Consider the following 23,318-nt stretch of genomic DNA (forward strand, 5'->3'; position numbering starts at 1 on the left):
AAACTAAATTAATGGATATTGCTTTTATTTATATTGGTTTAGCACAATCATTATTTTCAGCCTTTATCATTTATTTTAAAAAACCTAGAAATGTGGCCAATAGAATTCTAGGTTTTTGGCTTTTAGCAATTAGTGGAATGTTTGCACTAAATATTGTAAAGATTCATTTTGAGGCGACACAAGATTTTTGGCCAATATCACTTACGCTATCTACCTCATTTCCTATTTTTTTATATATCTATACTAAATATGTAGTTTCAGACTATACAAAATTTCAGGCATTAGATTATTTACATTTTGTCCCTTTATTAGTTGGTTGTTTTGTTCTTATTTATTTTGTTCCATCACTTACTGTAGGTATAGAAGAATTTAAAGAAGAGTTGCATAATATAAATCCACCTGATGAAGTAGGATATGTTTTCAGGTTATATATATGGGTGTATTGTATCTTGGCATTAATTTTTATTATTAATTACCGTAAAAGAATAAAAAACTACTTTTCTTTTAAATCTTACAAAAATAGTTTGAATTGGTTGGTATTTATTATCATAGCATTTTTAGTTATTTATAATTATATCATTTATATCAGTACTAAATATTATCTAGGCGCGTATATGCCAAATATTGAAACATTTAGAAGTGGAGCGTTACTTTTATTTGTATATATTCTTAGTTTTTGGGGGTTTAAACAAAATCAATTAGCCACGAATATTAGAACACCTAAGCTGAATATTTTTAGAAAAGATGACGAACTAGAATCTGATCGATACCAAAAATCTGGATTGACTAAAAAGAAAGCCGAGAATTACGCAAATACTTTGATCAATCATATGAATAACTCAGATTCATGGAAAAATAATGAACTTACTGTTGCTATATTATCTGAGGAGACCAATATTCCAAAGCATCATGTTACCCAGGTTTTAAATGAAAATATAAAGAAGAACTTCTATACCTTTGTTAACGAATATCGTGTTGAACAAGCCATGCAAATGATAAAGTCTCCAGAGTATGATACGTTATCATTTGTCGGTATTGCTTTTGAAAGTGGATTTAATTCGAAGACGGCGTTCAATATTTTTTTTAAAAAGTATACTGGAATGACCCCTAGTGAATTTAAAAGAAGTAAGCGTAAATCCGCTTAATAAGCTTTTGTTTTATTGCCTGTCAATAGGTTTTGCCTAATTATTCCGAGGTCTTAAACCAAAAAAAATTTATTTAATAGACCGAATTATAAGTTAAATATTTTGAGATTAGTATTAAAAGTTCAATTTAATTATAATCTTTCTTCACCATTGAAAAACTGGAAATCATCTCCTTTTCAATTCATAAATCACTTATAATCAGATTCCTATATTAAGCGAACTTTTAGGCCATAAACTGTAAACGTATTTTTGGTATGGGATAGTTTAGTAAAACATTTCTTGGTTGGTCATTATATATATTTGAATAATTCAATAAACAATTACGTAAGTATTTAAACAACTACTTATCGTTACTAAATAATTTAATTAAACTAAATATTGTAATGGAAGGATTAAAAGGAAAAGTTATTGTTGTTGCAGGTGCTGGAGGGATTTCTGATGGAACAGCTAAATTTTTGGGTCAAAACGGCGTCAAACTTGTTGTGGGTGATATTGTTAAAGAAAATGCAGATAGATGTGTGGATGTTGCTAAGCAGGCAGGAGGAGATGGCGTTTCGATAAAAATGGATATATCTCAACCTAGCGAAGTCAAAGATTTAATGAATTTGGCCATAGATACTTATGGTCAAATAAATGGTCTCTTCAATGTGGCTGCCAATATTAATCCAGTAGAAGTTGCAAAAGACACGAACCCTGTTGATATTGATTTGAAGGACTGGCAACGTAATATAGATATAAACCTTACGGGTTATTTGTTAACATCAAAGTACGCAATCCCCCATATTTTAAAAGCAGGGGGTGGAGCCATAGTTAATACTATATCTGATGCAGTTTATGCCGGAATGCACGACAAGGTAGCATATTCGGTAACTAAAGCCGGAATAGGGGCACTTACCAGAAACATAGCTGCAAGGTTTGGTAAGCAAGGTATTCGATGTAATGCAGTGTCACCAGGGTTGGTGCTTACAGAAAGTGGCGTCCAAAATTCAGGACATCTTATCGAGATGGTACTTCAAATGATTCCAGCTCCAAGAGTCGGAAAACCAGAAGATATGGCTTCTATTGTGGCCTTCCTTTTATCCGACCTTTCTGAATGGATAACTGGTCAAACCATTTGCGTTGACGGTGGTGCCATTATGAGAACCTAATTCATTAAACTAAGGGTATGAAGGTAAATAACAAAGTAATAGTTGTAACAGGTGGAGGTGGAGGTCTTGGGCGAGCATTGGTGCTTTCTTTATTAAAGAAAGGGGCAAAAGTTGCGGCTGTTGACATAAATGAAGTTGCATTATATGAGACTCAAAAATTATCAGGTAATTATGTTTCTGATCTTTCTGTTCATGTTTTAAATATTACAGATTGGTCAAAAGTTGAAGAGTTTCCGGAAGAGGTAATTAAAGTGCATGGAACTGTAGATGGCTTAATTAACAATGCTGGAATCATACAACCATTTTTTCATGTTAATAAACTTGACATGAAAAAAATTGAACAGATTATGAATGTTAATTTTTACGGTTCTCTTTATTTAATAAAAGCATTTTTGCCATATTTTTTGAAAAGACCTGAAGGGCATATTGTGAATGTATCTAGTCTTGGCGGTTTTATGCCATTTCCTGGCCAAACTATTTACGGGGCATCAAAGGCGGCATTAAAACTGCTAACTGAAGGTTTGTATGCCGAGTTAAAAGAAACAAATGTTAGGGCAACTGTTATCCATCCAGGCGCCATAAAAACAAATATAATGGCTAATTCAGGTTTGGAAAATAGTATTGATTCAACTTCAGCTGAAGAAAGCAATATGGCCCTTGAACCAGAAAAAGCCGCAGAATTAATTATTAAGGCCATGGAGAAAAACAAGTATAGAGCCACCGTAGGCAATGACAGTCGTATGCTTGACATTATCTATAGGATTGCGCCTCGATTTGCTACAAACCTTATTGTTAAGAAAATGAAAGATATGCCAATGGAAGTATCTAATTAATTATTTCGAAAATCAAAAGGTCAACTAAACTATTGAGACAATGAACAGATTAAAGAAAATGAAAAATATTATAATTTCTATTGCTTTGGTCATAGTGCCAATGATAATATTCATCGCTTGTAAAAAAGAAGCAGTGCCTCAGTTGGGAAAATCACCAATTGAGGAGGTTATTGATGCTATGACGTTAGAGGAAAAAGTAGCACTTGTTGTTGGTACAGGGTTAAAATTTGGAGATTCAATCGATAAAAATTCACCTTTTCCAATTCCTAATCAACCAGTACCGGGCAGTTTAGCCGCAAAATCGAAGGTGTATGTTAGTGGCGCAGTTGGTAGAACGTTAGAAATTCCTCGTCTGGGTGTTAATACAATTGAAATGGTAGATGGCCCGGCAGGAGTAAGTTTTATGTCTAGAAGTACAGCCTACCCTATTGGTACTGCGCTTTCAAGTTCTTGGGATGTAGATCTTGTTCAGAAAATTGGAGAATGCATGGGCAACGAAACGCTCGAATACGGTTTAGATATTCTGCTTGCACCGGCAATCAATATTCATAGAAACCCTTTAACCGGAAGAAATTTCGAGTATTTTTCAGAGGATCCTTTGCTATCGGGTAAAATGGGAGCGGCTCTGGTTAATGGAATCCAGTCTCAAGGAGCAGGCACGTCTTTAAAACATTTTGTTGCTAATAACCAAGAAACCAACCGTATTGAGGTGGATGCTATTGTTAGTGAAAGAGCCTTAAGAGAAATTTATCTCAAAGGGTTTGAAATTGCCATAAAAGAGTCTAATCCTTGGACTTTAATGGCTTCCTATAATTCAGTTAATGGAAATATGGCAACAGAAAACTATGATTTACTCACTAAAGTTGCCAGAGAGGATTGGGGCTATGAAGGCATAATTATGTCAGATTGGGAAGCTGGAAAAGATCCAGTTAATCAAATGAAATCAGGGCTTAATTTGTTAATGCCTGGGCCCTATCAAGACACTTTATTGTTAAAGGCTGTAAAAGACGGTGACTTAAAAGAAGATGTTTTAAATGAAAACATAAGTTGGATTTTAAAAGGGGCTATGAAAGTGCAAAAATTCAAAGATTATAAATATTCCAATAAACCTAATCTTGAAGAAAATGCCAGTATAGCCAGAAGTGCAGCTGCACAGGGAATGGTATTACTTAAAAATGAAAATCAAGCATTACCATTATTAGATAAAGAACAAAATTTAGCATTGTTCGGTAATGGGTCATATGAAACAATCGTAGGTGGATCAGGTAGTGGATTTGTCATGAGAGCTGGGCCTACCGTACATATAATAGAGGGATTGAAAAATCAAAATTTCAAAGTTTCAAAATCCCTTGAAGATGCATATACTGCTTACATTTCTGAAAACACACCTCCAACAGGAATGATTGATATGACTAGGGGTAGAAAGAAAAGAGCTCCTGAAATGTTATTAGACCAAAAATTAATTCAAACAATAGCGGAGGAATCTGATTTGGCAATTATTACAATAGCCAGAATATCGGGGGAAACAGCAGATAGAAGTATTGAAGGGAATTTTAAGCTTACAGAGGTAGAGCTAAATAATATTAATAATGTTTCACAAGCATTTCATGCACAAGGAAAAAAGGTAGTTGTGGTTCTAAATATAGGTGGAGTTATTGAAACTGCCAATTGGAAAGGTTTACCAGATTCAATTTTAATAGCTTGGCAACCAGGTCAAGAGGCTGGGAATTCGATAGCAGATGTGTTAAGTGGTAATATTAATCCTTCTGGAAAGCTGACTGCATCATTTCCAGTGAAATATGAAGATGAACCTTCAGCAAAGAATTTCCCAGGTACTCCGGCTGATAACCCTAAACAGGTAATTTATGAAGAAGGTATTTATCTGGGATACCGCTATTACAATACTTTTGGAGTAGAAGCATCTTATCCTTTTGGCTTCGGATTAAGTTATACAAACTTTTCTTTTGGTGATTTATCGTTGAGTAATACAGAATTCAAGGATGAACTAGAAGTTAGTATTACTGTAACAAATGAAGGAGAATTAAGTGGAAAAGAGGTTGTACAGTTATATGTATCAGCACCAACTGGTAACCTTGAGAAGCCTGTTAAGGAATTGAAAGCTTTTGCTAAAACTAAAAATTTAGCACCCAAAGAATCAGAAACCATAACCTTTAAAATTGACATTTCAAGTTTAACATCTTTTGATACTAAAAAATCCGCCTGGATTGCTGAAGCTGGAGAATATATTGTGAAAATAGGTATGTCTAGTGAAGATATTAAAGCAGAGAAATCCTTTAACCTAGGCAAAGATAGAGTAGTGCAAAAGGTAAATAAGGCTCTTGTACCACAAGTAAAGATTAATGAATTATCAGCTAAACAATAAATAATTAAGTAAAGACAAAATGAAACGATTATATACAATTGTACTACTTGTTTTTGCATTCAATGCTTTTTCTCAAAGTCAAGATTATGAAGGTCTATGGCATCTTAAAGGAGAAGGATCGTTTGCACATAGCAAAATGTATTTGAAATTTAAATATGAAGGGAAAGAGTTAGTTGGAGCATTTAAGAATGATGATGGTGACCCGGATTTAATTTATAAAAAGGAATCTACAGATTCAACTTTAACAGTATACTTTACAACAGCAGGTACTCCAGCAAATATTATACTTACCAAGGTTGAAGGAGATAAAAATCATATGAATGCAACGCTGTTAGGTAGATTTAACCTTAAGGCTATACGTTTAGATGAAGATAGCCAATTTAATTTCGAAATACCTGATCCAAGTACCGGGGGTCCTCCAGAAGAAATTCGTAGAAATTTAATGGCCCAAGGTTCTTCAAGTACAAGCGAAGTTGCAACCGTAGTTGCAACAAGTTTTGAAAATTCTACAATTACAGTAGATGCGAGTAATTCTATCGGCGAATTGATAAGAACGGAGAGATATAATAATTTAACCGATCATCACTTATTTACAGAGCAAAGAGATGCTGATGTTAATTTCTATAACGAGCAAGGGTTGCATGGAAAGATTTATAAGTTGTGGATATATGACGCCGATTTTTATAATCCTAAAACAGATGCCTACGACTATAGTAAATACGCAGATTATATAGAAGACGCAAGTAGGCTTTCAGATTATCTGATGTTTAATATGAATGGCCGAGGCATTACAGGTGATTGGGGTGTTTCAGTTGCCGAAAGCCAGAAAATTTTAATCAATATACTAACCGATTTAAAAACAAAATATCCAGCGTTCTCATACATTGAGGTACTTAATGAGCCTGATTACGAAAAAAGACTCACTCCAACAGAATACTATGGTGTTTATAAAGTGTTTTATCAGGCAGTCAATGAGGTAAATAGTAAATTGAATCCTAAATCTCCGCTACAAATAGGAGGGCCATCTACGGCACAGTTTGACCTAAATTGGATTAGAACTTTTTTAGATGAATTTCAAAAGGATGACACAGAAGACAAGAAATTGGACTTTATTTCCTATCATGGGTATTTTACAAAACCAGGTAAGGAGTACAAATTCTATAAAGATGACCCAAGTTTGGTAAAGGATCAAAGAGTGATTTTAGAAAAGGAAATGACAAGTAGAGGTATTTCTACTGACATACCTTCTTTTATTACTGAAATGGGTATTTATCCTGGGCCTCTTTTTGATGATTATGGTAATATGAAGAACGATAGGTTGCGTCAAGCGGCGGGTGTTATGTCTATTAATTATTGGTACTTGAATAGCAAAAGATCATATCCCTTTAATTGGGTACTTAGGCATCAAACAGAGGGTAGGAAAGACCAATTGGTGTCAAGAGATTCTACAGGTACCGATATGATTCACACTCAAAAGTTTACACCATACGGTAATTCCATACTTATGGTTTCTAAATTGAAGAAAAAAAGACTGCAGGTTAGTTCATCCAATCAGCTTAAAGAAGGGAAAGGTGTTTATTCCATTGCGAGTTATGATGAATCAGGCGTTTCTATAATGATTTGGAATTATCAGAGTAAAAATACTGAAGGTTATAATATAGAATTAATAATTGAAAACTTGCCTAAGTCATTTAAAAAGAAAGTTAAGGTTAAAACTGGTTTAATTGATGCTAAGAACAGTAACTATCAATATGATTTAGAGAATTGTAATTTAACTATGAATGAAAAAATCATTGAACGTAAAAAAGGAAGGGTGTTTAAGACTACTTTTTCACTAGAACCTAATGCACTTTGCATAGTCGTATTAGAATCTGAATAAAAATATATTTGTTTGGTTAATAGAGAAATTACCATATGTATCTTTTGAATTAAGGGTTTACTTATCTAACAATGGTTTTGACCAACCAAATGGAATTGACAGATTAAGCCAATTATATAAACATTGAATCATGATAGAACTTGAAAAACTTGCTAATTTAAAGTTTGAAATCAAAAATAATATTCATTGTGTTTCCTTGATTGATAAAAAGGGATTTGAAATAATAAAAGGCTACGGGAAAACAATTATAGACGCTATTAATGATTTACACTCAAGGCTACATTAAATTCCATAAACACCCTTTATCTAAGTTGTAAAAATTCATATTTTAAAACCTCACGTTCACAATCAATATTGCTGATTGGGATTTAGCACTTTTAAAAAAATTATGCGTTATAAAGATTAAGCATTTAAACAGGTTCTTTTTGGACTGAATATAAACTAATTTGATAATAAAAAAATCTTAACTTATTATCATATATATTAATTTGTATTTGTCCTGTATTTACTCATTTTTAATGTTTCTTGAAGCCTATTTGTTGCCCATTTTGTGATATCCCTTTAAAATAAATAAACTTTAAATATTGCATCGGGAAGTAACCAATACAAACTAAACAAATACAAAACATATTGAAAACCATTGTAAAGCCTTTATTAAAAGGCTTTTTTGTTGATATAAAGTTAATATTCATTTTGATATTTAAACAAAGTAATATCTATCACAACTAGACTATTTTAAAAATGAGCCATTAAAAAAAAGTGAAACATAAAAAGATATTTATATTCCACTTTGCTAATTATAAATAGCATAATTTGATTAATAGCGGAAGTAATAAAATCAATTAATTTATAATAACAAATGATCTTCCTCAGTTTTGGTCAAAACATAGATAAAAATGACTCTATACGACTTCAATAAACTAGATTTAAATGGCAAAATGGAAGTAGTCAACCTAATAGGGGTATTTCTTGACAATTACCTTACAAAGAATGGAAGAATTAATTGATACGCAGTAAATAAGTTCTTTGTTGAGGTAGTCTATGATGGAGAATTGAATATCATTAAAGAAATTAGTAGTTTTAAATATGGGCATAGTCTTGAGAAGTATGCTCCAAGGTTTATTCAGAATTAATATCCAAAATACAGACTTTAATAATTTCTCATACAAATACCATCCAAGAACTCTAAAACCCCTAATTGGTCGATGTGTAAGGCTTAATGCTAATAAAATTTAGTTGGAAGAGTTATTTTCTGGCCACTGCAAAATTAATTGGTAGTGAATAAGGAACGACAACAGGCATTCCTTTTTGATAACCAGGATTCATTCTTGGAAGTAATTTTATTACACGAATAGCTTCTTTTTCTAATTCAGGGTGTGGAGCTTTACATCTTACCCCTGTAATATCACCATTCCTATCTATTTTAAAAGCAACTTTAATTTTTTGTACACCAGTTAGTCCTATTCTTCCAGCAATGTCAGTATCAAAGTTTTTATTTACAAATTTCACTATTTTGTCTGATGTACATTTCTTTTTAAATTCAAAGTCTCGGCGATCACAACCAGGGTAAGTAGGAGGAGTTTCCGATATATCAACATTTTTTTCTTGCTTATAGTCTTTATTTGTTTTAGAGTTTTCATTATCAGATTGTGCAAAAATAATTGCAGGAGCAAAAAATAAAAGAAATAGTAGTTTTTTCATAAGAAATTATAGTCTAAAGGTTAATAACATACCATCCAAAAGACTATAATTTATAGGGGAGATTAAGAATAATATCTTGAATATAATTGTAATATAGGAATTATAACTGATTATGTTAAAAAAATAAGTTCTTTGTTGAAGTTGTCTATGATGACCAACTTAATGTCATAACAGAAGTAAGAAGTTTTAAATATGGGCATAGTCTTGATAAGTATGCTCCAAAACTTTAATATTCAATCTCTTTTAAATCTAAATTGTTTTTTTACTTTTTTTAATCACAATTTATTTGTCCAAATTCTTCCATAGACTATTTTATCGGACATTGATTCAATTCACCTTGCTTTATTTTGGATAAAACTTTAATATTAACCAATTAACATTTTTAATATGAAAACTTTAAAAATCTATCTCAAAGCAGTGGCGTTATTTTTATCAGCATTAATGATACTTCAAAGTTGCACAGTTTACAAATCGACACCTGTAACTCTTGATGAAGCAGTGAAAGCAGATACCAAAGTAAAAATTGAAAAAAGAAATGGTGAAAAATTGAAATATTATAAAATTGTCCAAGGCGAAGACGGGAATTATTATGGCGATGAAAAAGTAAACGGGTTGCATAATAATATTTTAATCAATGGAGATGAGATAGAAAAAATCCAAATAAAAGACAAATCAACCTCAACGATTTTAACTATCTCTATCCCAGTTGCATGGCTGGGTATAGGAATAGTGGTGTTAGCATTATCTGCTCAAAATATCGGCTTTAGCCATATTGGAAATTAACCATAATTTTATCGGTTTTTCAAAATGATTATTGTTTTGGAATTTAATTATTTATTAAAGAGTTAAGGAGTTTTAAATATGGGCATAGTCTTGATAAGTATGCGCCAAAATTTTAAAATATGTTACAAATTATTTTTTTTATGGATGGCTCCTTTAATAGACCTACCTACACCCTTTAACACCTCTTCCTGTAAATCTAATGGTTCTGAGTATTTTTTTCTATTAGCATTACGTCTATTCTTCCTAATTTCAGCCTTAGTTAATGGTATTTTATTTTCTGATTTAACTTTGTCTTCCAAAGTTATGTCAATATTCATTTGATTCCCCACAATGATTTCCTTGGTTTTAAATCCAGAACAACTAACGACAAGTACAGCCCCTTCTTTTACCTTCAAAGTAAAATTTCCGTCAAAATTGGTACTGACTCCAGCTCATTTCAACTTTACATGTCATTTCTATTATAAGCCATAACGATACATGAAAATGCTAGTAACATATTTAAATGTATAATTGAAATACATGAAATGCCTTTTGTATCTTTGATTAATACGTAATGATAATTAAAGATGCAAAGCAAGGGTTCTTTTATAATCTTGATTTTAGTTTTCAGTGTGGGGTTTGTTTTTGCTCAGCCTTCACACGACCCTTCTCACATGGTACAAGAAAATGGCAGAAATTATATTTACAGTACGGGTAATGGAATATGGGTAATGTCAGCTACTCAATCTGACTTTTCAGACTGGAGAGGAGAAGCTCCAGTTTTTCCAATAGGCACTTATCCTTCATGGATTGATACTTATGTCGATAATTTTGGCGGACATTTTTGGGCGCCAGATTTAATTTACATGAACAATAAATGGCATTTGTATTATTCATGTTCTTCCTTTGGCTCACAGAATTCGGCAATTGGGTTGGCTACAACAAGCTCTTTAGAAGCAGGTAATTGGCAAGATCAAGGTATGGTAACTTATACCGATGGTTCGCAGGGAATTAATGCCATTGATGCTTCATTATTAGAGGATAATGACGGCAGATTTTGGATGACTTATGGTTCTTACTGGGATGGTATTGTTATAACGGAGTTAAATCCAGCTACAGGAAAACCTTTCGATATAAATAATATTACGCATATTGCCAATAATAATCCTGAGGCTTCCTCGCTTATTGAACATGATGGGTATTATTATCTTTTTTTTAATAGGGGAAGATGTTGTAGCGGTGTAAATAGTACATACCAAATGTTCGTGGGCAGATCAACAAGTCCTACTGGACCTTTCCTCGATAAAAATGGTGTTAACTGTAATAATAATGGAGGGTCAACTTTTCTTCATTCCGATGGCCGTTTTGTTGGTCCTGGTCATTTTGGATTATCTGGTTCCTTATTTACTTATCATTATTACGATTCTAAAAATAACGGGAATGCTAAATTAAAGGTTGAAAACATAGAATGGGTAAATGACTGGCCTGTTGCCATTTACACTACTGAAAGTGGCATTGCAAATGGTGTCTATACAATCCGTAATAACCATAGCTCAAATTTGCTTGAGCTAGAAAACGAGACTTTTGTGGACGGAGTAAATGCAACATCAGGAATTAGTGACGGCAATAGTAGCGAACGATGGGCTATTACTTCAGTTAACAATCATTATTACAAAATCACTCCAGAGGCAGCTCCCGACAAATCACTCGAGATTATAAATTGTAGTAACGGATGGGGTGATGAGGTACGTATTTGGTCAACCATTAACAGCCCTTGCCAGGAATGGTACATTGTTAATGTTTCAGGAAACTCATATCGGTTAATGAATAAGAACAGTTATTTAGCAATGGAAATAAAGGATGCCATTACAACCCCCGGAGCCAGGGTACAACAATGGCCTTGGAATCAACATCCCACACAACAGTGGTCGTTCACAAAGGTGGGTGAATTAGGCGTTGAGGACATTTCCAATGATAGTTTGGATATGCTCATTTATCCCAACCCTACTGAAGGAACTATTAAGATTAATTTTGCTGAACCCTATGATAATTTGGTGATAGAAATTTTTACATTGACAGGAGTTTTAGTCAAAAGAGCAAAGTATAGCAATATTTCCCAATTAAAATTAGACTTACCTGGTTTTAATTCAGGGATTTATTTAATAAAGTCGAAAACCAATAATAAGGAGGCAATAGGTAAGGTTGTATTAAAATAACCTAGACAACTTTTAATTATATTGGTCTGTTAGTGTAAGTTCTGTATTTTACTTAACAGCAATCACACTAATCTCAACATTAACGTTTTTAGGCAATTTAGCCACTTGAACGGTTTCTCTTGCTGGTGCGGTAGCCTCATTAAAAAAACTACCATAAACTTCGTTTATTGATGCAAAGTCATCCATATTGCTTATGAAAATGGAAGACTTAATAACGTTTTCAAAAGTCATTTGGGCAGCTTCCAAAACGGCTTTTAAGTTGTGCATCACTTGAGCGGTTTCTTTCTTAATGTCGTCTAAAACAAGATTTCCAGTTTTTGGGTTTAATGCAATTTGCCCCGAAGTGTAAAGTGTATTACCCATTAAAACAGCCTGGTTGTATGGGCCAATGGGAGCAGGGGCATTCGTGGTATTTATTATTGATTTCATTGTGAAATAAATTTAAGTTTCAAGATAAAAAATTGAATTACCCATTAAAAATAAATTACAATCTAATGTCTGGTTGACGCCGTTTTTCGTATTTAAGATCTTTAAGCAGGTTGGACTTAATACCTATAAAGAAATTCCAAGATTTGTAAGCACCAAAAGGTGTCCAACTAAAATTCATACGCCAACTTAGCAAGTCGCGTTCAAAGCGGAGTTGGGTTGTTGTAAATCCAAGATTCTTTAGGTCATAACCTGAAGAAGCCCCGACTGACCACTTTTGAGACAGTTGGATATCTCCAGAAAACATAAGCGAATGTGACGATATTTCATTTTGCCGTCTTTGGTTAGAGTAATTTACGGCATAGGCCAACCTTAAACTCCATGGTATGTTGAAATTATAAAATTCACTTGGTGTCTCATCATTTCCACTATTTCTGTCATCCTCATTATATTGCTGGTCGGAAAAATCCTCCGAAACACCAAACATATCGTCATCTCGGCCACCACCTCTAAGGTTTTCTTCAATATTTTTGTCTTTGTCTTTTGCACCACCACCTTTACTTGAAAAAGACCAACTAGCATTAATGTTTCCGCTTGTCAACCGAAACAAGCTGCCACCATTATCGATATTGAATTTATCTATTTTGTTATTGTTGTTGTCCAGAGCATAGGGGTCTAGCGTAGCACTAAAGTTGATGCTCAATTTATTTTTGAAGAGCGAGGTGCCACCATTCATTCGCACTGGGCTCCATTGTAAGGAGTCACCGGCAAAATTATACGATGTGCTAAAATTAAGGTTGTTAAGAATGATAATCTTTTTGGGTTCGGTTGCTGTACTGTCCTTGTCCCGAACCTTGGCTTCAAGGTTGTTGGACACCGAAATCCCCATAGAACTTGAAAAATTCTTTCCGGGCGTGCCAAAAACACCCTGTTCAAACCGCGTATATTCCAAAAGTTGCCTTCTAGTTGTGCCATCTGCATCAACTACTTCATCCCCCTCATAGGTGTCGTAATATTGGTCGAAGGCAGGATTTATATTATAACTTACGGATGGCCTTATAATATGGCGAATAGCCTTGAATTTTCGGTCTTCTCCTTCCTTTTCAAAATTTTTGGTGCCGTAAATGGTGGTTCCCAAACTTGTGCTGAAATTGTACGTTCTATAGGAATCAAATCCGTTAACGGTTTCTGTTACCGTTCTGTTTTCATCGAGGTCATAGGATTTGTTGATGGTTTTAAAGGTCCAAACCTCATTAAAGTTGGTACTGGCACTAACGCTGAAATATTTGAATATTTTGAAGTTGGTGTTAAGCGGTATGGTATGTTGAAGTCCCGTTTTGGCATCATCAAACATTTCTTTTTTGAAGAACAATGAATCTGTTGTTGCAATTCTATTTTCCCCTCTTAAGTTATACTGAAAGTTTATGTTTTGAAAAATGCCTTTTTTAGAACCTGTGCTTGAGGCAAACGGATACATTCTACCTACACTACCTTGTAACGTAGGTAATGTCATGTTAATAGACTGTGTTTGGGTGTTTTGGGAGTGCGTGGCCGTTAAACTGAGGTTTACTTGGGGTTCCCCTTGAAATGTTTTTGAATATGACACCGAAGACGCCAAAGTATTGTTCAACCTATTTGCAACGTTAACTTGGTTGTTTGATGACTGATAATAATTGCTACTACCCAAGTTAACGGAGGCAGAAAATCGGGAACTCGGGTTGGATTTGGAATCTTGACTGTGCGACCAACGTAGGTTGTAAATGGTGCTTTTCGCATAATCAGGAAAACCGCGCTCACTTCTTATTAAACTTTCATACCTAAAACTAACATTGCCATTAAACTTGTAACGTTTTTTATAGGAGCTCTCCCAACGCGTTCCGTAGCTTCCGTTAGTATAATAGTCGCCTAAAACGGCCAAATCTACATAGTCACTTATCGCAAAATAATAACCACCGTTTTGTAAAAAATACCCTCTGTCGTTTTGCTCACCAAAAGAAGGTATAATGACTCCCGAGGTATGTTTTTCACTTTGGGGGAAAAATCCAAAAGGCAGGCCCAATGGTGTGGGAACGTCATAAATAAACAAGTTTGCCACCCCAGTTACAATTTTTTTGCCCGGAACAATTTTGGCTTTGTAAAGTTTAATGTAATATTCAGGGTCGTCAATATTTTCTGAAGTCGTGTACTTGGCATTCTTTAAAAAGTACACCGAATCATTTTCCTTTTTTGTTACCGAAGCTATTACCGTGCCTTCTCCTTGTTCAGTTTTAGAATTGTATATAAGTGCCTTTTTGGTCTTGGTATTAAAAACCAAAGAATCTGGTTCAACAACATCACTACCCTCGGTTAACACGGGTTTTTGGTCGTAGTTGCCAATACTATCTTTGATACCTTTGGCATAAACGATGTTTTTGTTGTAATCTATGGTAATGTCCCCGGCCGTTATGTTCATGTCGCCATAGTCAATTCTGGCCTGGTTATACAAGTAAAGCTTTTGCTGCTTTTGGTTGAACCTAGTATAATCTTCAGCGTGGTAAACCACCGTATGTTCAAGTAGTTCCTTTTTTTTTGGTTTTATAGAGTCGGTTAGTGTGGTGTCCTGTTCCTTTTCTAAAGGGGTTGAATTAATTATACTGTCAACTTTTACTATGGCTTTATCTCGAACTACAGGTTTGATGGAATCCTGTGGTTTTTTGATGTCTTGGGAGAAGCTTAACATGTTGATAAACACTGTAAAACTTAATGCAAAAAGTATTTTAAAGTTGTTTGTACGCAACGCTTTTAAATGTATTTTTGTAAAAGTATGGCTCGGTTTTTGAAATGCCAAAATTACATATATTTTTCTGGGATTGATTTAATATTCAATTAAAAATTTCAAATTAAAACCCTGCACAATTGGGCTGGGTAATAAACCGAGTTTATTGGTCGTTTTAAACATAGAATTAAAGATTCCGTATGGTTTTAGGCTGATAGAAAAAAATTATAATACACCACATGAAAACGCATAGAGTATTACTTTTCGTATCTATTATATTCGTATTAACACTTTCTTCTTTTATATCCGTTAATCAAAATAAGGGTTCCAAAAAATTTGTTGTGGTTTTGGACGCCGGTCATGGAGGGCACGATCCAGGTAATATTGGAAATGGTTTTAAAGAAAAGGATATTGCATTGAAAATTGTTTTGGAAATAGGAGAGCAGCTTGAAAAAAATCCCAATATAGAAGTGGTTTATACACGTAAGAAAGACAAGTTTATCGACTTGTTTGTTCGGGGACAAATTGCAAACAAGGCTAATGCCGATTTATTTGTTTCTGTACATTGCAATTCCCATCATTCACAAGCCCATGGCACGGAGACTTTTGTGTTGGGTACGCATAGAAACCAAACTAATTTCGAAGTGGCAAAAAAGGAGAACTCAGTTATTTTTCTAGAAGATGACTATGAAAAAAACTACGGTGGTTTTGATCCAAATTCCCCAGAATCTGTTATTAGTATCCTTTTGAGTCAAGAGGAGTATTTAGATCAAAGCATCATGTTGGCTTCGTTGATTCAAAACAAATTCACAAACATATTGAAACGTAACAACAGAGGGGTTAAGCAAGCTGGTTTTATTGTTTTGCACCAAACCGTGATGCCTAGTGTTTTAGTTGAAACAGGTTTTTTAACTTATAAAAGCGAAGGAAGCTATCTCAATTCTAAAAGGGGGCAAAACCAAATGTCAACAGCTATTGCCGATGCTGTTCTGGAATATAAATCCAGTTTAGATGAAAATGTTGGTGATTTTGAGTTGGTTAAAAGCACGGAGAATATTCAAGAAACAGCTTCAGAAGACGTTGTGTTTAAAGTGCAAATAGCGGCCAGTTCAAAATCCCTAGACCCTAAACCTTACAATTTCAAAGGGCTGAATTCTATTTCAAAGTTAAAGGAAGGAAGCCTTTACAAGTATTTTTACGGAGTTTCTTCAAGCTATGGCCAAGCGCAAGCATTTGAGGTTGAGGCTAGAAAAAAAGGATATGCTTCAAGTTTTATTGTGGCTTTTAAAAATGGTGAAAAGATAGCCTTGGCCGATGCTTTAAAATCAACTTCAAATTAAAGCCGTTCTTTTTAAATTTATATTAAATTTGTTTTTCGAACATGTATTTTAAAATGGACCGTCTAATACATGGTTTAGGTTCATTTAAAATAGCCAATGCAACCAGATGAAAATAAACAAAGAAGTAAAAACAGGCGTATTAGTAATATTAGGAATTATACTTTTTATTTTTGGATTCAACTATTTAAAAGGCATAAACTTACTGGAATCCAATAATGTTTATTTTACAGAATTCGATTATAACGCGCTTACCAAGTCTTCACCAGTTACCATTAAAGGTAATAGCGTTGGTAAGGTTCAAGACATTAATTACGATTTTAACACAGGTAAAACACGAGTGGCGTTTTCAGTGGATGAAAAGCTTAAATTTTCAAAAAACTCCGTGGTTCGCCTTTACGAAACCGGTTTGATGGGTGGTAATGGATTGGCCATTGTGGCTCGGGAAGATGGAGAATTGGCAAAACCGGGTGATGTTTTAAAATCTGAAGTTGAAGTTGGTCTGGTTACCAGTCTTTCCAAGAATTTTTCAGGTTTAAGTACCGATTTAAATTCAACTTTAAAATCAGCAGATTCGCTTATTGTAAGCTTGAATAAAGTAATAAATGACCAGTCTGAAAAAGGTTTAAAACGGACGGTAGAGCAGTTAAACGAAACCTTAAAATCATTTGAAATTACTTCAAGCAGTGTCAACGGACTCATTGCCAAGAATGAAGAAAATATTACCACAACCTTAAAGAGTTTTAAGAAAACTAGCGAGGATTTATCAACCCTAGCGACCGACTTGAAAAATGCCGATATGGGAGCCACTATAGAATCTTTGAAAAAAACCTTAGCTAGCTTAAACGGGGTGTTGGATAAAGTTGAAAAAGGTGATGGCTCAATTGGAAAACTTCTAAAAGATGAAAGCCTTTATAATAATCTAGAAGGTGCTACCAAAGAATTGGAAGAACTGCTTCGGGATATAAAATTGCACCCAAAACGCTACTTTAGGATTTTATCAAAAAAAGAAATACCTTACCAAGAAGAACCTAGCAACTAATCTATGGAATACTTGCCGAATATACTTTTTGCTGTCATATTGGTTGTTTGTATTGGCTATTTTGCAAATAATCTAAAAAAACTCATTAGAAATATAAAGCTTGGCCAAGATGTTGACGTTAGCGATAATAAATCCGAACGTTTGCGCAACATGGCACTTATTGCTTTTGGGCAAAGCAAAATGGTGAGGCGCCCAATTGCTGGTTTGCTTCATGCCATTGTTTATGTGGGCTTTATTGTAATAAACTTAGAGGTTTTAGAAATTATTATTGATGGTGTTTTCGGAACGCACAGAATAGGCCTTAGTGTACTTTCGTCCTCTGTTTACGGTATATTCATAGGAGTTTTTGAACTGTTGGCTGTTTTGGTTTTTGTTGCTGTGATTGTTTTTTGGATAAGACGAAATGTGATTAAGTTGGCTCGCTTTTGGAAAAGTGAAATGACCAACTGGCCTAAAAACGATGCTAACTTCATTTTGTATTTCGAAATGATTTTGATGCTGTTTTTTTTAATCATGAATGCCACCGATGTCCATTTTCAAAGCTTAAATTCAGGAAATATTGTTAGTCAGCACGTAGCCGGTTTGTTTGAAGGCACGTCCGAATCTACTTTGCATGCCATAGAGCGAGCAGCATGGTGGTTGCATATCGTTGGGATTTTAATTTTCTTGAATTATCTATATTTTTCAAAGCATTTGCATATTTTGTTGGCATTTCCGAATACCTATTTCGGAAAATTGACACCGAAAGGGCAATTCAATAATTTGGAAGCCGTGACGAAGGAGGTTGAAATGATGATGGATCCAAATGTCGACCCATTTGCTGCTCCAGAAGAAGGCTCAGAAGACGATGTGCCAGCAAAATTTGGTGCAAGTGATATTCAGGACTTAAATTGGGTGCAATTGCTCAATGCTTATACGTGTACCGAATGTGGGCGTTGCACCAGTGAATGCCCAGCAAACCAAACAGGAAAAAAGCTGTCGCCCAGAAAAATCATGATGGACACTCGCGACCGTTTGGAGGAAGTTGGTAAAAACATCGATGCAAATAATGGCGAATTTAAAGAAGATGGAAAGCAGTTGTTGGACGATTACATTACCCGTGAAGAATTATGGGCCTGTACTTCGTGCAATGCATGTGTTGAGGCTTGCCCGGTGAGCATTGATCCGCTTTCAATTATCATGGATATGCGTCGCTATTTGGTGATGGAACAATCTGCTGCACCTATGGAGTTGAACAATATGATGACCAATATTGAAAACAACGGTGCGCCTTGGCCTTATAACCAAATGGATCGATTGAATTGGAAGAATGAATAAAATTAATGTAATATGAGCGAAACAATCAAAGTACCAACCATGGCAGAATTCATGGAACAAGGCAAGCAACCCGAAGTTTTGTTTTGGGTGGGCTGTGCGGGTAGTTTTGATGATAGAGCCAAAAAAATCACCAAGGCCTTTGTTAAATTATTGAACAAAGCAAATGTTGAATTTGCTGTTTTGGGCACTGAAGAAAGTTGCACTGGTGACCCCGCAAAACGTGCCGGTAATGAGTTTTTGTTTCAAATGCAAGCAGTAACCAATATTGAGGTGCTTAACGCTTATGAAGTAAAAAAGATTGTAACGGCTTGCCCACATTGTTTTAACACTATTAAAAACGAGTATCCAGGATTGGGTGGAAATTATGAGGTAATGCACCACACCCAATTTTTAAAAACTTTATTGGATGATGGCAGATTAACCGTAGAAGGTGGAAAATTTAAAGGTAAGCGTATTACATTTCACGATCCTTGTTATTTAGGGCGAGCCAATAATGTTTACGAAGCTCCTCGTGATTTAATTGAAAAACTAGAGGCCGAATTGGTAGAGATGAAAAACTGTCGACGTACAGGGTTGTGTTGTGGTGCTGGAGGAGCGCAAATGTTTAAAGAGCCAGAAAAAGGTGATAAGGATATCAATGTAGAGCGCACTGAACAAGCTTTGGATACAAAGCCTGAAATAATTGCAGCAGGTTGTCCGTTTTGTAACACCATGATGACCGATGGCGTCAAATCGAAGGAGAAGGAAGGAGATATTCCTGTTATGGATGTGGCCGAGTTAATTGCCAATGCCCAAGATTTGTAATTCCTGAAAAATTAAAAATCATTGACCGTAATTTATAAATTAGTTTAATGCTCGTAGATTTTAATACATTGCCAGAAGAATCACGTGTTTGGATTTACCAAGCCAATCGCTCCTTTACCCAAGAAGAGATTGATGAAATTCAATCTAAGTTGGATGTGTTTATTGAAAAATGGACAGCGCACGGCAGCGATTTAGAAGCAGGTTACTTAATTAAATATAAGCGATTTATAGTTATAGGATTAAATCAAAACTTAAATAAGGCGACAGGTTGCTCCATTGATTCATCGGTTCATTTTATTCAACAATTGGAAAAAGATTATAATGTAGATTTAATGGATAAAATGAATGTCTCTTACAAACAAGGTGAATTTATTGCATATAAGCCACTTACAGACTTCAAAAAAATGGCTAAAGAAAAGGCCGTATCTAAAAACACCATTGTTTTCAATAATTTGGTGACCAATATTGCGGAGTTCAACGAAAATTGGGAAGTGCCCGCAAGCGATAGCTGGCACAGCCGTTTTTTAAAGTAGTTACGGTTGATAGTTTCTTTATAAATCTATCTTAAAGTCTTTTTATCTTCCTTTTAAAAGTATTATTTTGGCACGATTATTAGTATTACTGATAAGGTCCCCTTAATCAATATTTTATGCGTCAAATCTCGACTATATTTCTTTCTCTTTTTTTAGTATCCATAAATTACGGACAAAATACAGAAAGCCCATTATTGACTTCTGATAGTGCTGCGCAAATAAAGTGGGTTGATAGCGTTTATTCTTCCCTTTCCCTTAAAGAAAAAGTGGGCCAGTTGTATATGGTACAAGTCATGTCCAATCAAGATGAGGAAACCAAGAATAAGATCATAAATCTAATAAAGGAAGATTATATTGGAGGCATTATTTATTCCAATGGAGGGCCATATAGACAAGCAAAACTTAACAATGAATTGCAGGCAAGTGCAAAAATACCCTTGCTCATTGGTATGGATGCCGAGTGGGGATTGAGCATGCGTTTAGATTCTACCTATGCTTTTCCATGGAATATGACTTTGGGAGCCATAAAAGACAATAGACTTGTTGAACAAGCGGGGCGACAAATAGGGGAGCATTGCAAGCGTTTAGGGGTGCATTTTAATTTTGCTCCCGTTGTGGATATAAATACCAATCCGCAAAACCCAATAATAGGCAATCGTTCTTTTGGCGAAAATAGGGATAACGTTACCGAAAAGGCATCGGCTTTTATGAAAGGGATGCAAAGTTCCGGCGTTTTGGCCAATGCCAAGCATTTTCCGGGTCATGGTGATACGGACCAAGATTCGCATAAAACCCTTCCAACCATCAGTTTCAATGAAAAACGCATAGATTCCATAGAATTGTATCCCTATAAAACGTTGATCAAGGAAGGGCTTTCAAGTGTTATGGTTGCCCACTTAAATGTGCCAAGTTTAGAGCCACGTGAGGGTTATCCGTCATCATTGTCAAAACACATTGTAACAGATATTTTAAAAGAAAGATTAGGGTTCCAAGGGCTCATTTTCACGGATGCATTGACCATGAAAGGTGCGGCCGATTTCAGTGAAACAGGTGATATTGATTTGGCTGCTTTTATGGCAGGAAATGATGTCATGCTCATGTCTGAAGATGTTGGGGTTGGTGTTTCAAAAATAGTAGAAGCCATTATCAGTGGTGATATTACAGAAGCACGTTTGGCACATTCGGTAAAAAAAATATTAATGGCGAAATATAAAGTGGGGCTGAACAAGTACAAACCTATTGGGCTGCATGATTTGTCTAAAGATTTAAATAGGATTAAAGACGACGTTCTTTATGAAGAGCTTCTTGAAAACGCGATAACTGTTGTAAAGAATGAACGGGATTTAATTCCTTTGAGAAGATTGGAAACCAAATCAATAGCCTATGTTAAACTTGGCGATGATGATGGTTCACCCTTTTATGATGAGCTTAAAAAATACGGAAAGGTTCATTTAATCGAGGCCGATAATCTTTTTAGTTTAACAGGAAAATTAAAATCTTATAACACGGTTATAATTGGGTTTCATCGATCAAATGAAAATCCTTGGAAGAATTATGAATTTTCCGATCAGGATGTGGTTTGGATTGATGAAATTGCAAAAACCAACACGGTTGTTTTAGATGCCTTTGTAAAACCTTATGCGCTTTCAGGTTTAAAGGATATTGAAAACATAGCCAGCATTATTGTCAGCTATCAAAACAGTGCGATTGCCCAGCAAAAGTCTGCGCAGCTCATTTTTGGAGCAATTGAGGCCAAAGGGGAGCTTCCGGTTTCCGTTGAACCTTATTTTGAGGTAGGAAATTGCATAAGGCTCAATGCCATTGAAAGACTTGGTTATACATTGCCTGAGCGTGTTGGTATGAGTTCTGAAAAGTTAAAACGTGTAGATTCGGTGGCTCAAATTGCGGTAGATTCCATGATGACGCCCGGAATACAATTGTTGGTGGCAAGAAAGGGTAAAGTAATTTACAATAAGAATTTTGGAAAGCACACCTATAAAGGTGAGCAGGGAGTGATTTTTGATGATATCTACGATGTAGCTTCACTCACTAAAATTTTGGCCACATTACCTTTGCTTATGGAGCTTGAAGAACAAGGCATTGTGTCTCTAGACTCGAAACTTTCGGAGATTTTGCCAGAATATATTGGGTCTAACAAGGAAGACATCACATTAAAAAGCATGCTGTCCCATTATGCTCGGTTACGGCCATGGGAACCTTTTTATTACCATACTATAGATTCAGTTACCAAACACCCAAGTCCAAAATACTACAGGACGGAGAGAAGTGATGAGTTCAATATTGAAGTGGCCAAAAACCTATATTTAAGAACAGATTATCAAGATTCTATACCAAAGATTATAAAAGATTCAGAACTGTTGGAAACTTTGCGCTATAGGTACAGTGATTTCCCTTATTACATTCTGAAGAAATTTATTGAGCATCATTACGACAGAACATTGGAGCAATTGGCTCAAAGTCATTTTTATGAGCCTTTGGGTGCAAATTATACCATGTATAATCCTTATCATAAAATAAGTGACAAAAGGGTTGTACCCACAGAAGTTGATGATTATTATCGTTTCCAGGAGGTTCATGGCTATGTTCACGACATGGGTGCTGCCATGCAAAATGGAATTGGAGGGCACGCGGGAGTTTTCAGTAATGCCAATGATGTGGCAAAAATTATGCAAATGTATTTGCAAAGAGGTTTTTATGGAGGAAAACGTTATTTGAAGCCCGAAACCATCGATAAGTTTAACCAATGTTACTATTGCAGTAAAAACAATAGGAGAGGGGTGGGTTTTGACAAACCCCAATTGGGTGATGATGGCCCCACATGTGGCTGTATTTCCATGACCAGTTTCGGACACTCAGGATTTACGGGAACGTATGCTTGGGCAGACCCAGATGAAGAAATTGTGTACGTGTTTTTGGCCAATAGAACCTATCCTAAAGCTGGAAAAAATTTATTGCTTCGAAAAAATATTAGAACAGAAATACAACGCTTGATTTATGAAGCGATAATTGATTAACT

Annotated in this window: 18 protein-coding genes; 14 read left to right on the forward strand and 4 right to left on the reverse strand. The window is 35.0% G+C overall.

Going from position 1 to position 23,318, the window contains the following annotated elements; all coding sequences use genetic code 11:
* Positions 1 to 11: 11 nt before the first annotated feature.
* From ACB104_RS14250 to ACB104_RS14275, 6 genes are all read left to right on the forward strand, one after another.
* Entirely contained in the window at positions 12 to 1,145 is a 1,134-nt protein-coding gene (locus ACB104_RS14250) for a helix-turn-helix domain-containing protein (protein ID WP_370479778.1), read from the forward strand.
* A gap of 383 nt (positions 1,146 to 1,528) precedes the next feature.
* Positions 1,529 to 2,293, forward strand: coding sequence for an SDR family NAD(P)-dependent oxidoreductase (locus ACB104_RS14255; RefSeq protein WP_370479780.1), 765 nt, complete (start codon positions 1,529 to 1,531; stop codon positions 2,291 to 2,293).
* Between the two features lie 17 nt (positions 2,294 to 2,310).
* On the forward strand, positions 2,311 to 3,126 hold the full coding sequence (locus ACB104_RS14260; protein ID WP_370479782.1) for an SDR family NAD(P)-dependent oxidoreductase: 816 nt from the start codon (positions 2,311 to 2,313) through the stop codon (positions 3,124 to 3,126).
* 40 nt (positions 3,127 to 3,166) lie between these two features.
* Positions 3,167 to 5,509, forward strand: a complete 2,343-nt coding sequence (locus tag ACB104_RS14265; protein ID WP_370479783.1) for a beta-glucosidase — start codon at positions 3,167 to 3,169, stop codon at positions 5,507 to 5,509.
* Between the two features lie 19 nt (positions 5,510 to 5,528).
* Positions 5,529 to 7,388, forward strand: coding sequence for a hypothetical protein (locus tag ACB104_RS14270; protein ID WP_370479785.1), 1,860 nt, complete (start codon positions 5,529 to 5,531; stop codon positions 7,386 to 7,388).
* A gap of 130 nt (positions 7,389 to 7,518) precedes the next feature.
* A complete protein-coding gene (locus ACB104_RS14275) occupies positions 7,519 to 7,674 on the forward strand; it encodes a hypothetical protein (RefSeq protein WP_370479787.1) in 156 nt (51 codons plus the stop codon).
* Between the two features lie 959 nt (positions 7,675 to 8,633).
* On the opposite strand, the gene ACB104_RS14280 is transcribed toward ACB104_RS14275, so the two are convergent.
* A complete protein-coding gene (locus tag ACB104_RS14280; RefSeq protein ID WP_370479788.1) occupies positions 8,634 to 9,089 on the reverse strand; it encodes an energy transducer TonB in 456 nt (151 codons plus the stop codon).
* Between the two features lie 387 nt (positions 9,090 to 9,476).
* Between ACB104_RS14280 and ACB104_RS14285 the strand changes: the two genes are divergently transcribed.
* A complete protein-coding gene (locus ACB104_RS14285) occupies positions 9,477 to 9,872 on the forward strand; it encodes a hypothetical protein (RefSeq protein ID WP_370479789.1) in 396 nt (131 codons plus the stop codon).
* Positions 9,873 to 9,994: 122 nt separating this feature from the next.
* Here the strand turns inward: ACB104_RS14285 and ACB104_RS14290 are convergent, their stop codons facing one another.
* Positions 9,995 to 10,267, reverse strand: coding sequence for a hypothetical protein (locus ACB104_RS14290; RefSeq protein WP_370479790.1), 273 nt, complete (start codon positions 10,265 to 10,267; stop codon positions 9,995 to 9,997).
* Positions 10,268 to 10,465: 198 nt separating this feature from the next.
* Here ACB104_RS14290 and ACB104_RS14295 point away from each other — a divergent pair, with 198 nt between their 5' ends.
* Positions 10,466 to 12,067 carry a family 43 glycosylhydrolase gene (locus ACB104_RS14295; RefSeq protein WP_370479792.1) on the forward strand — a complete coding sequence of 534 codons (1,602 nt, stop codon included), beginning with the start codon at positions 10,466 to 10,468 and terminating at the stop codon, positions 12,065 to 12,067.
* A 48-nt stretch (positions 12,068 to 12,115) separates the two neighbouring features.
* Here ACB104_RS14295 and ACB104_RS14300 read toward each other — a convergent pair whose 3' ends face one another.
* On the reverse strand, positions 12,116 to 12,496 hold the full coding sequence (locus tag ACB104_RS14300) for a RidA family protein (RefSeq protein ID WP_370479793.1): 381 nt from the start codon (positions 12,494 to 12,496) through the stop codon (positions 12,116 to 12,118).
* A gap of 55 nt (positions 12,497 to 12,551) precedes the next feature.
* On the reverse strand, positions 12,552 to 15,320 hold the full coding sequence (locus tag ACB104_RS14305; protein ID WP_370479795.1) for a putative LPS assembly protein LptD: 2,769 nt from the start codon (positions 15,318 to 15,320) through the stop codon (positions 12,552 to 12,554).
* 167 nt (positions 15,321 to 15,487) lie between these two features.
* Here ACB104_RS14305 and ACB104_RS14310 point away from each other — a divergent pair, with 167 nt between their 5' ends.
* The 6 genes from ACB104_RS14310 (at position 15,488) to ACB104_RS14335 (ending at position 23,316) form a co-directional block, all read left to right on the forward strand.
* Positions 15,488 to 16,588, forward strand: coding sequence for an N-acetylmuramoyl-L-alanine amidase family protein (locus tag ACB104_RS14310; RefSeq protein ID WP_370479796.1), 1,101 nt, complete (start codon positions 15,488 to 15,490; stop codon positions 16,586 to 16,588).
* A 106-nt stretch (positions 16,589 to 16,694) separates the two neighbouring features.
* Entirely contained in the window at positions 16,695 to 17,627 is a 933-nt protein-coding gene (locus ACB104_RS14315) for an MlaD family protein (protein WP_370479798.1), read from the forward strand.
* A 3-nt stretch (positions 17,628 to 17,630) separates the two neighbouring features.
* Positions 17,631 to 18,944 carry a 4Fe-4S dicluster domain-containing protein gene (locus ACB104_RS14320; RefSeq protein ID WP_370479800.1) on the forward strand — a complete coding sequence of 438 codons (1,314 nt, stop codon included), beginning with the start codon at positions 17,631 to 17,633 and terminating at the stop codon, positions 18,942 to 18,944.
* A 12-nt stretch (positions 18,945 to 18,956) separates the two neighbouring features.
* Positions 18,957 to 19,748, forward strand: a complete 792-nt coding sequence (locus ACB104_RS14325) for a (Fe-S)-binding protein (protein WP_370479801.1) — start codon at positions 18,957 to 18,959, stop codon at positions 19,746 to 19,748.
* 47 nt (positions 19,749 to 19,795) lie between these two features.
* Positions 19,796 to 20,281: an ABC transporter ATPase gene (locus ACB104_RS14330; protein WP_370479803.1), complete on the forward strand. Its 486-nt coding sequence runs from the start codon at positions 19,796 to 19,798 to the stop codon at positions 20,279 to 20,281.
* A gap of 116 nt (positions 20,282 to 20,397) precedes the next feature.
* Positions 20,398 to 23,316, forward strand: coding sequence for a serine hydrolase domain-containing protein (locus ACB104_RS14335; RefSeq protein WP_370479805.1), 2,919 nt, complete (start codon positions 20,398 to 20,400; stop codon positions 23,314 to 23,316).
* Positions 23,317 to 23,318: the final 2 nt, after the last annotated feature.

The sequence above is a fragment of the Tamlana flava genome (assembly GCF_041287255.1).
Taxonomy (GTDB): domain Bacteria; phylum Bacteroidota; class Bacteroidia; order Flavobacteriales; family Flavobacteriaceae; genus Tamlana; species Tamlana flava.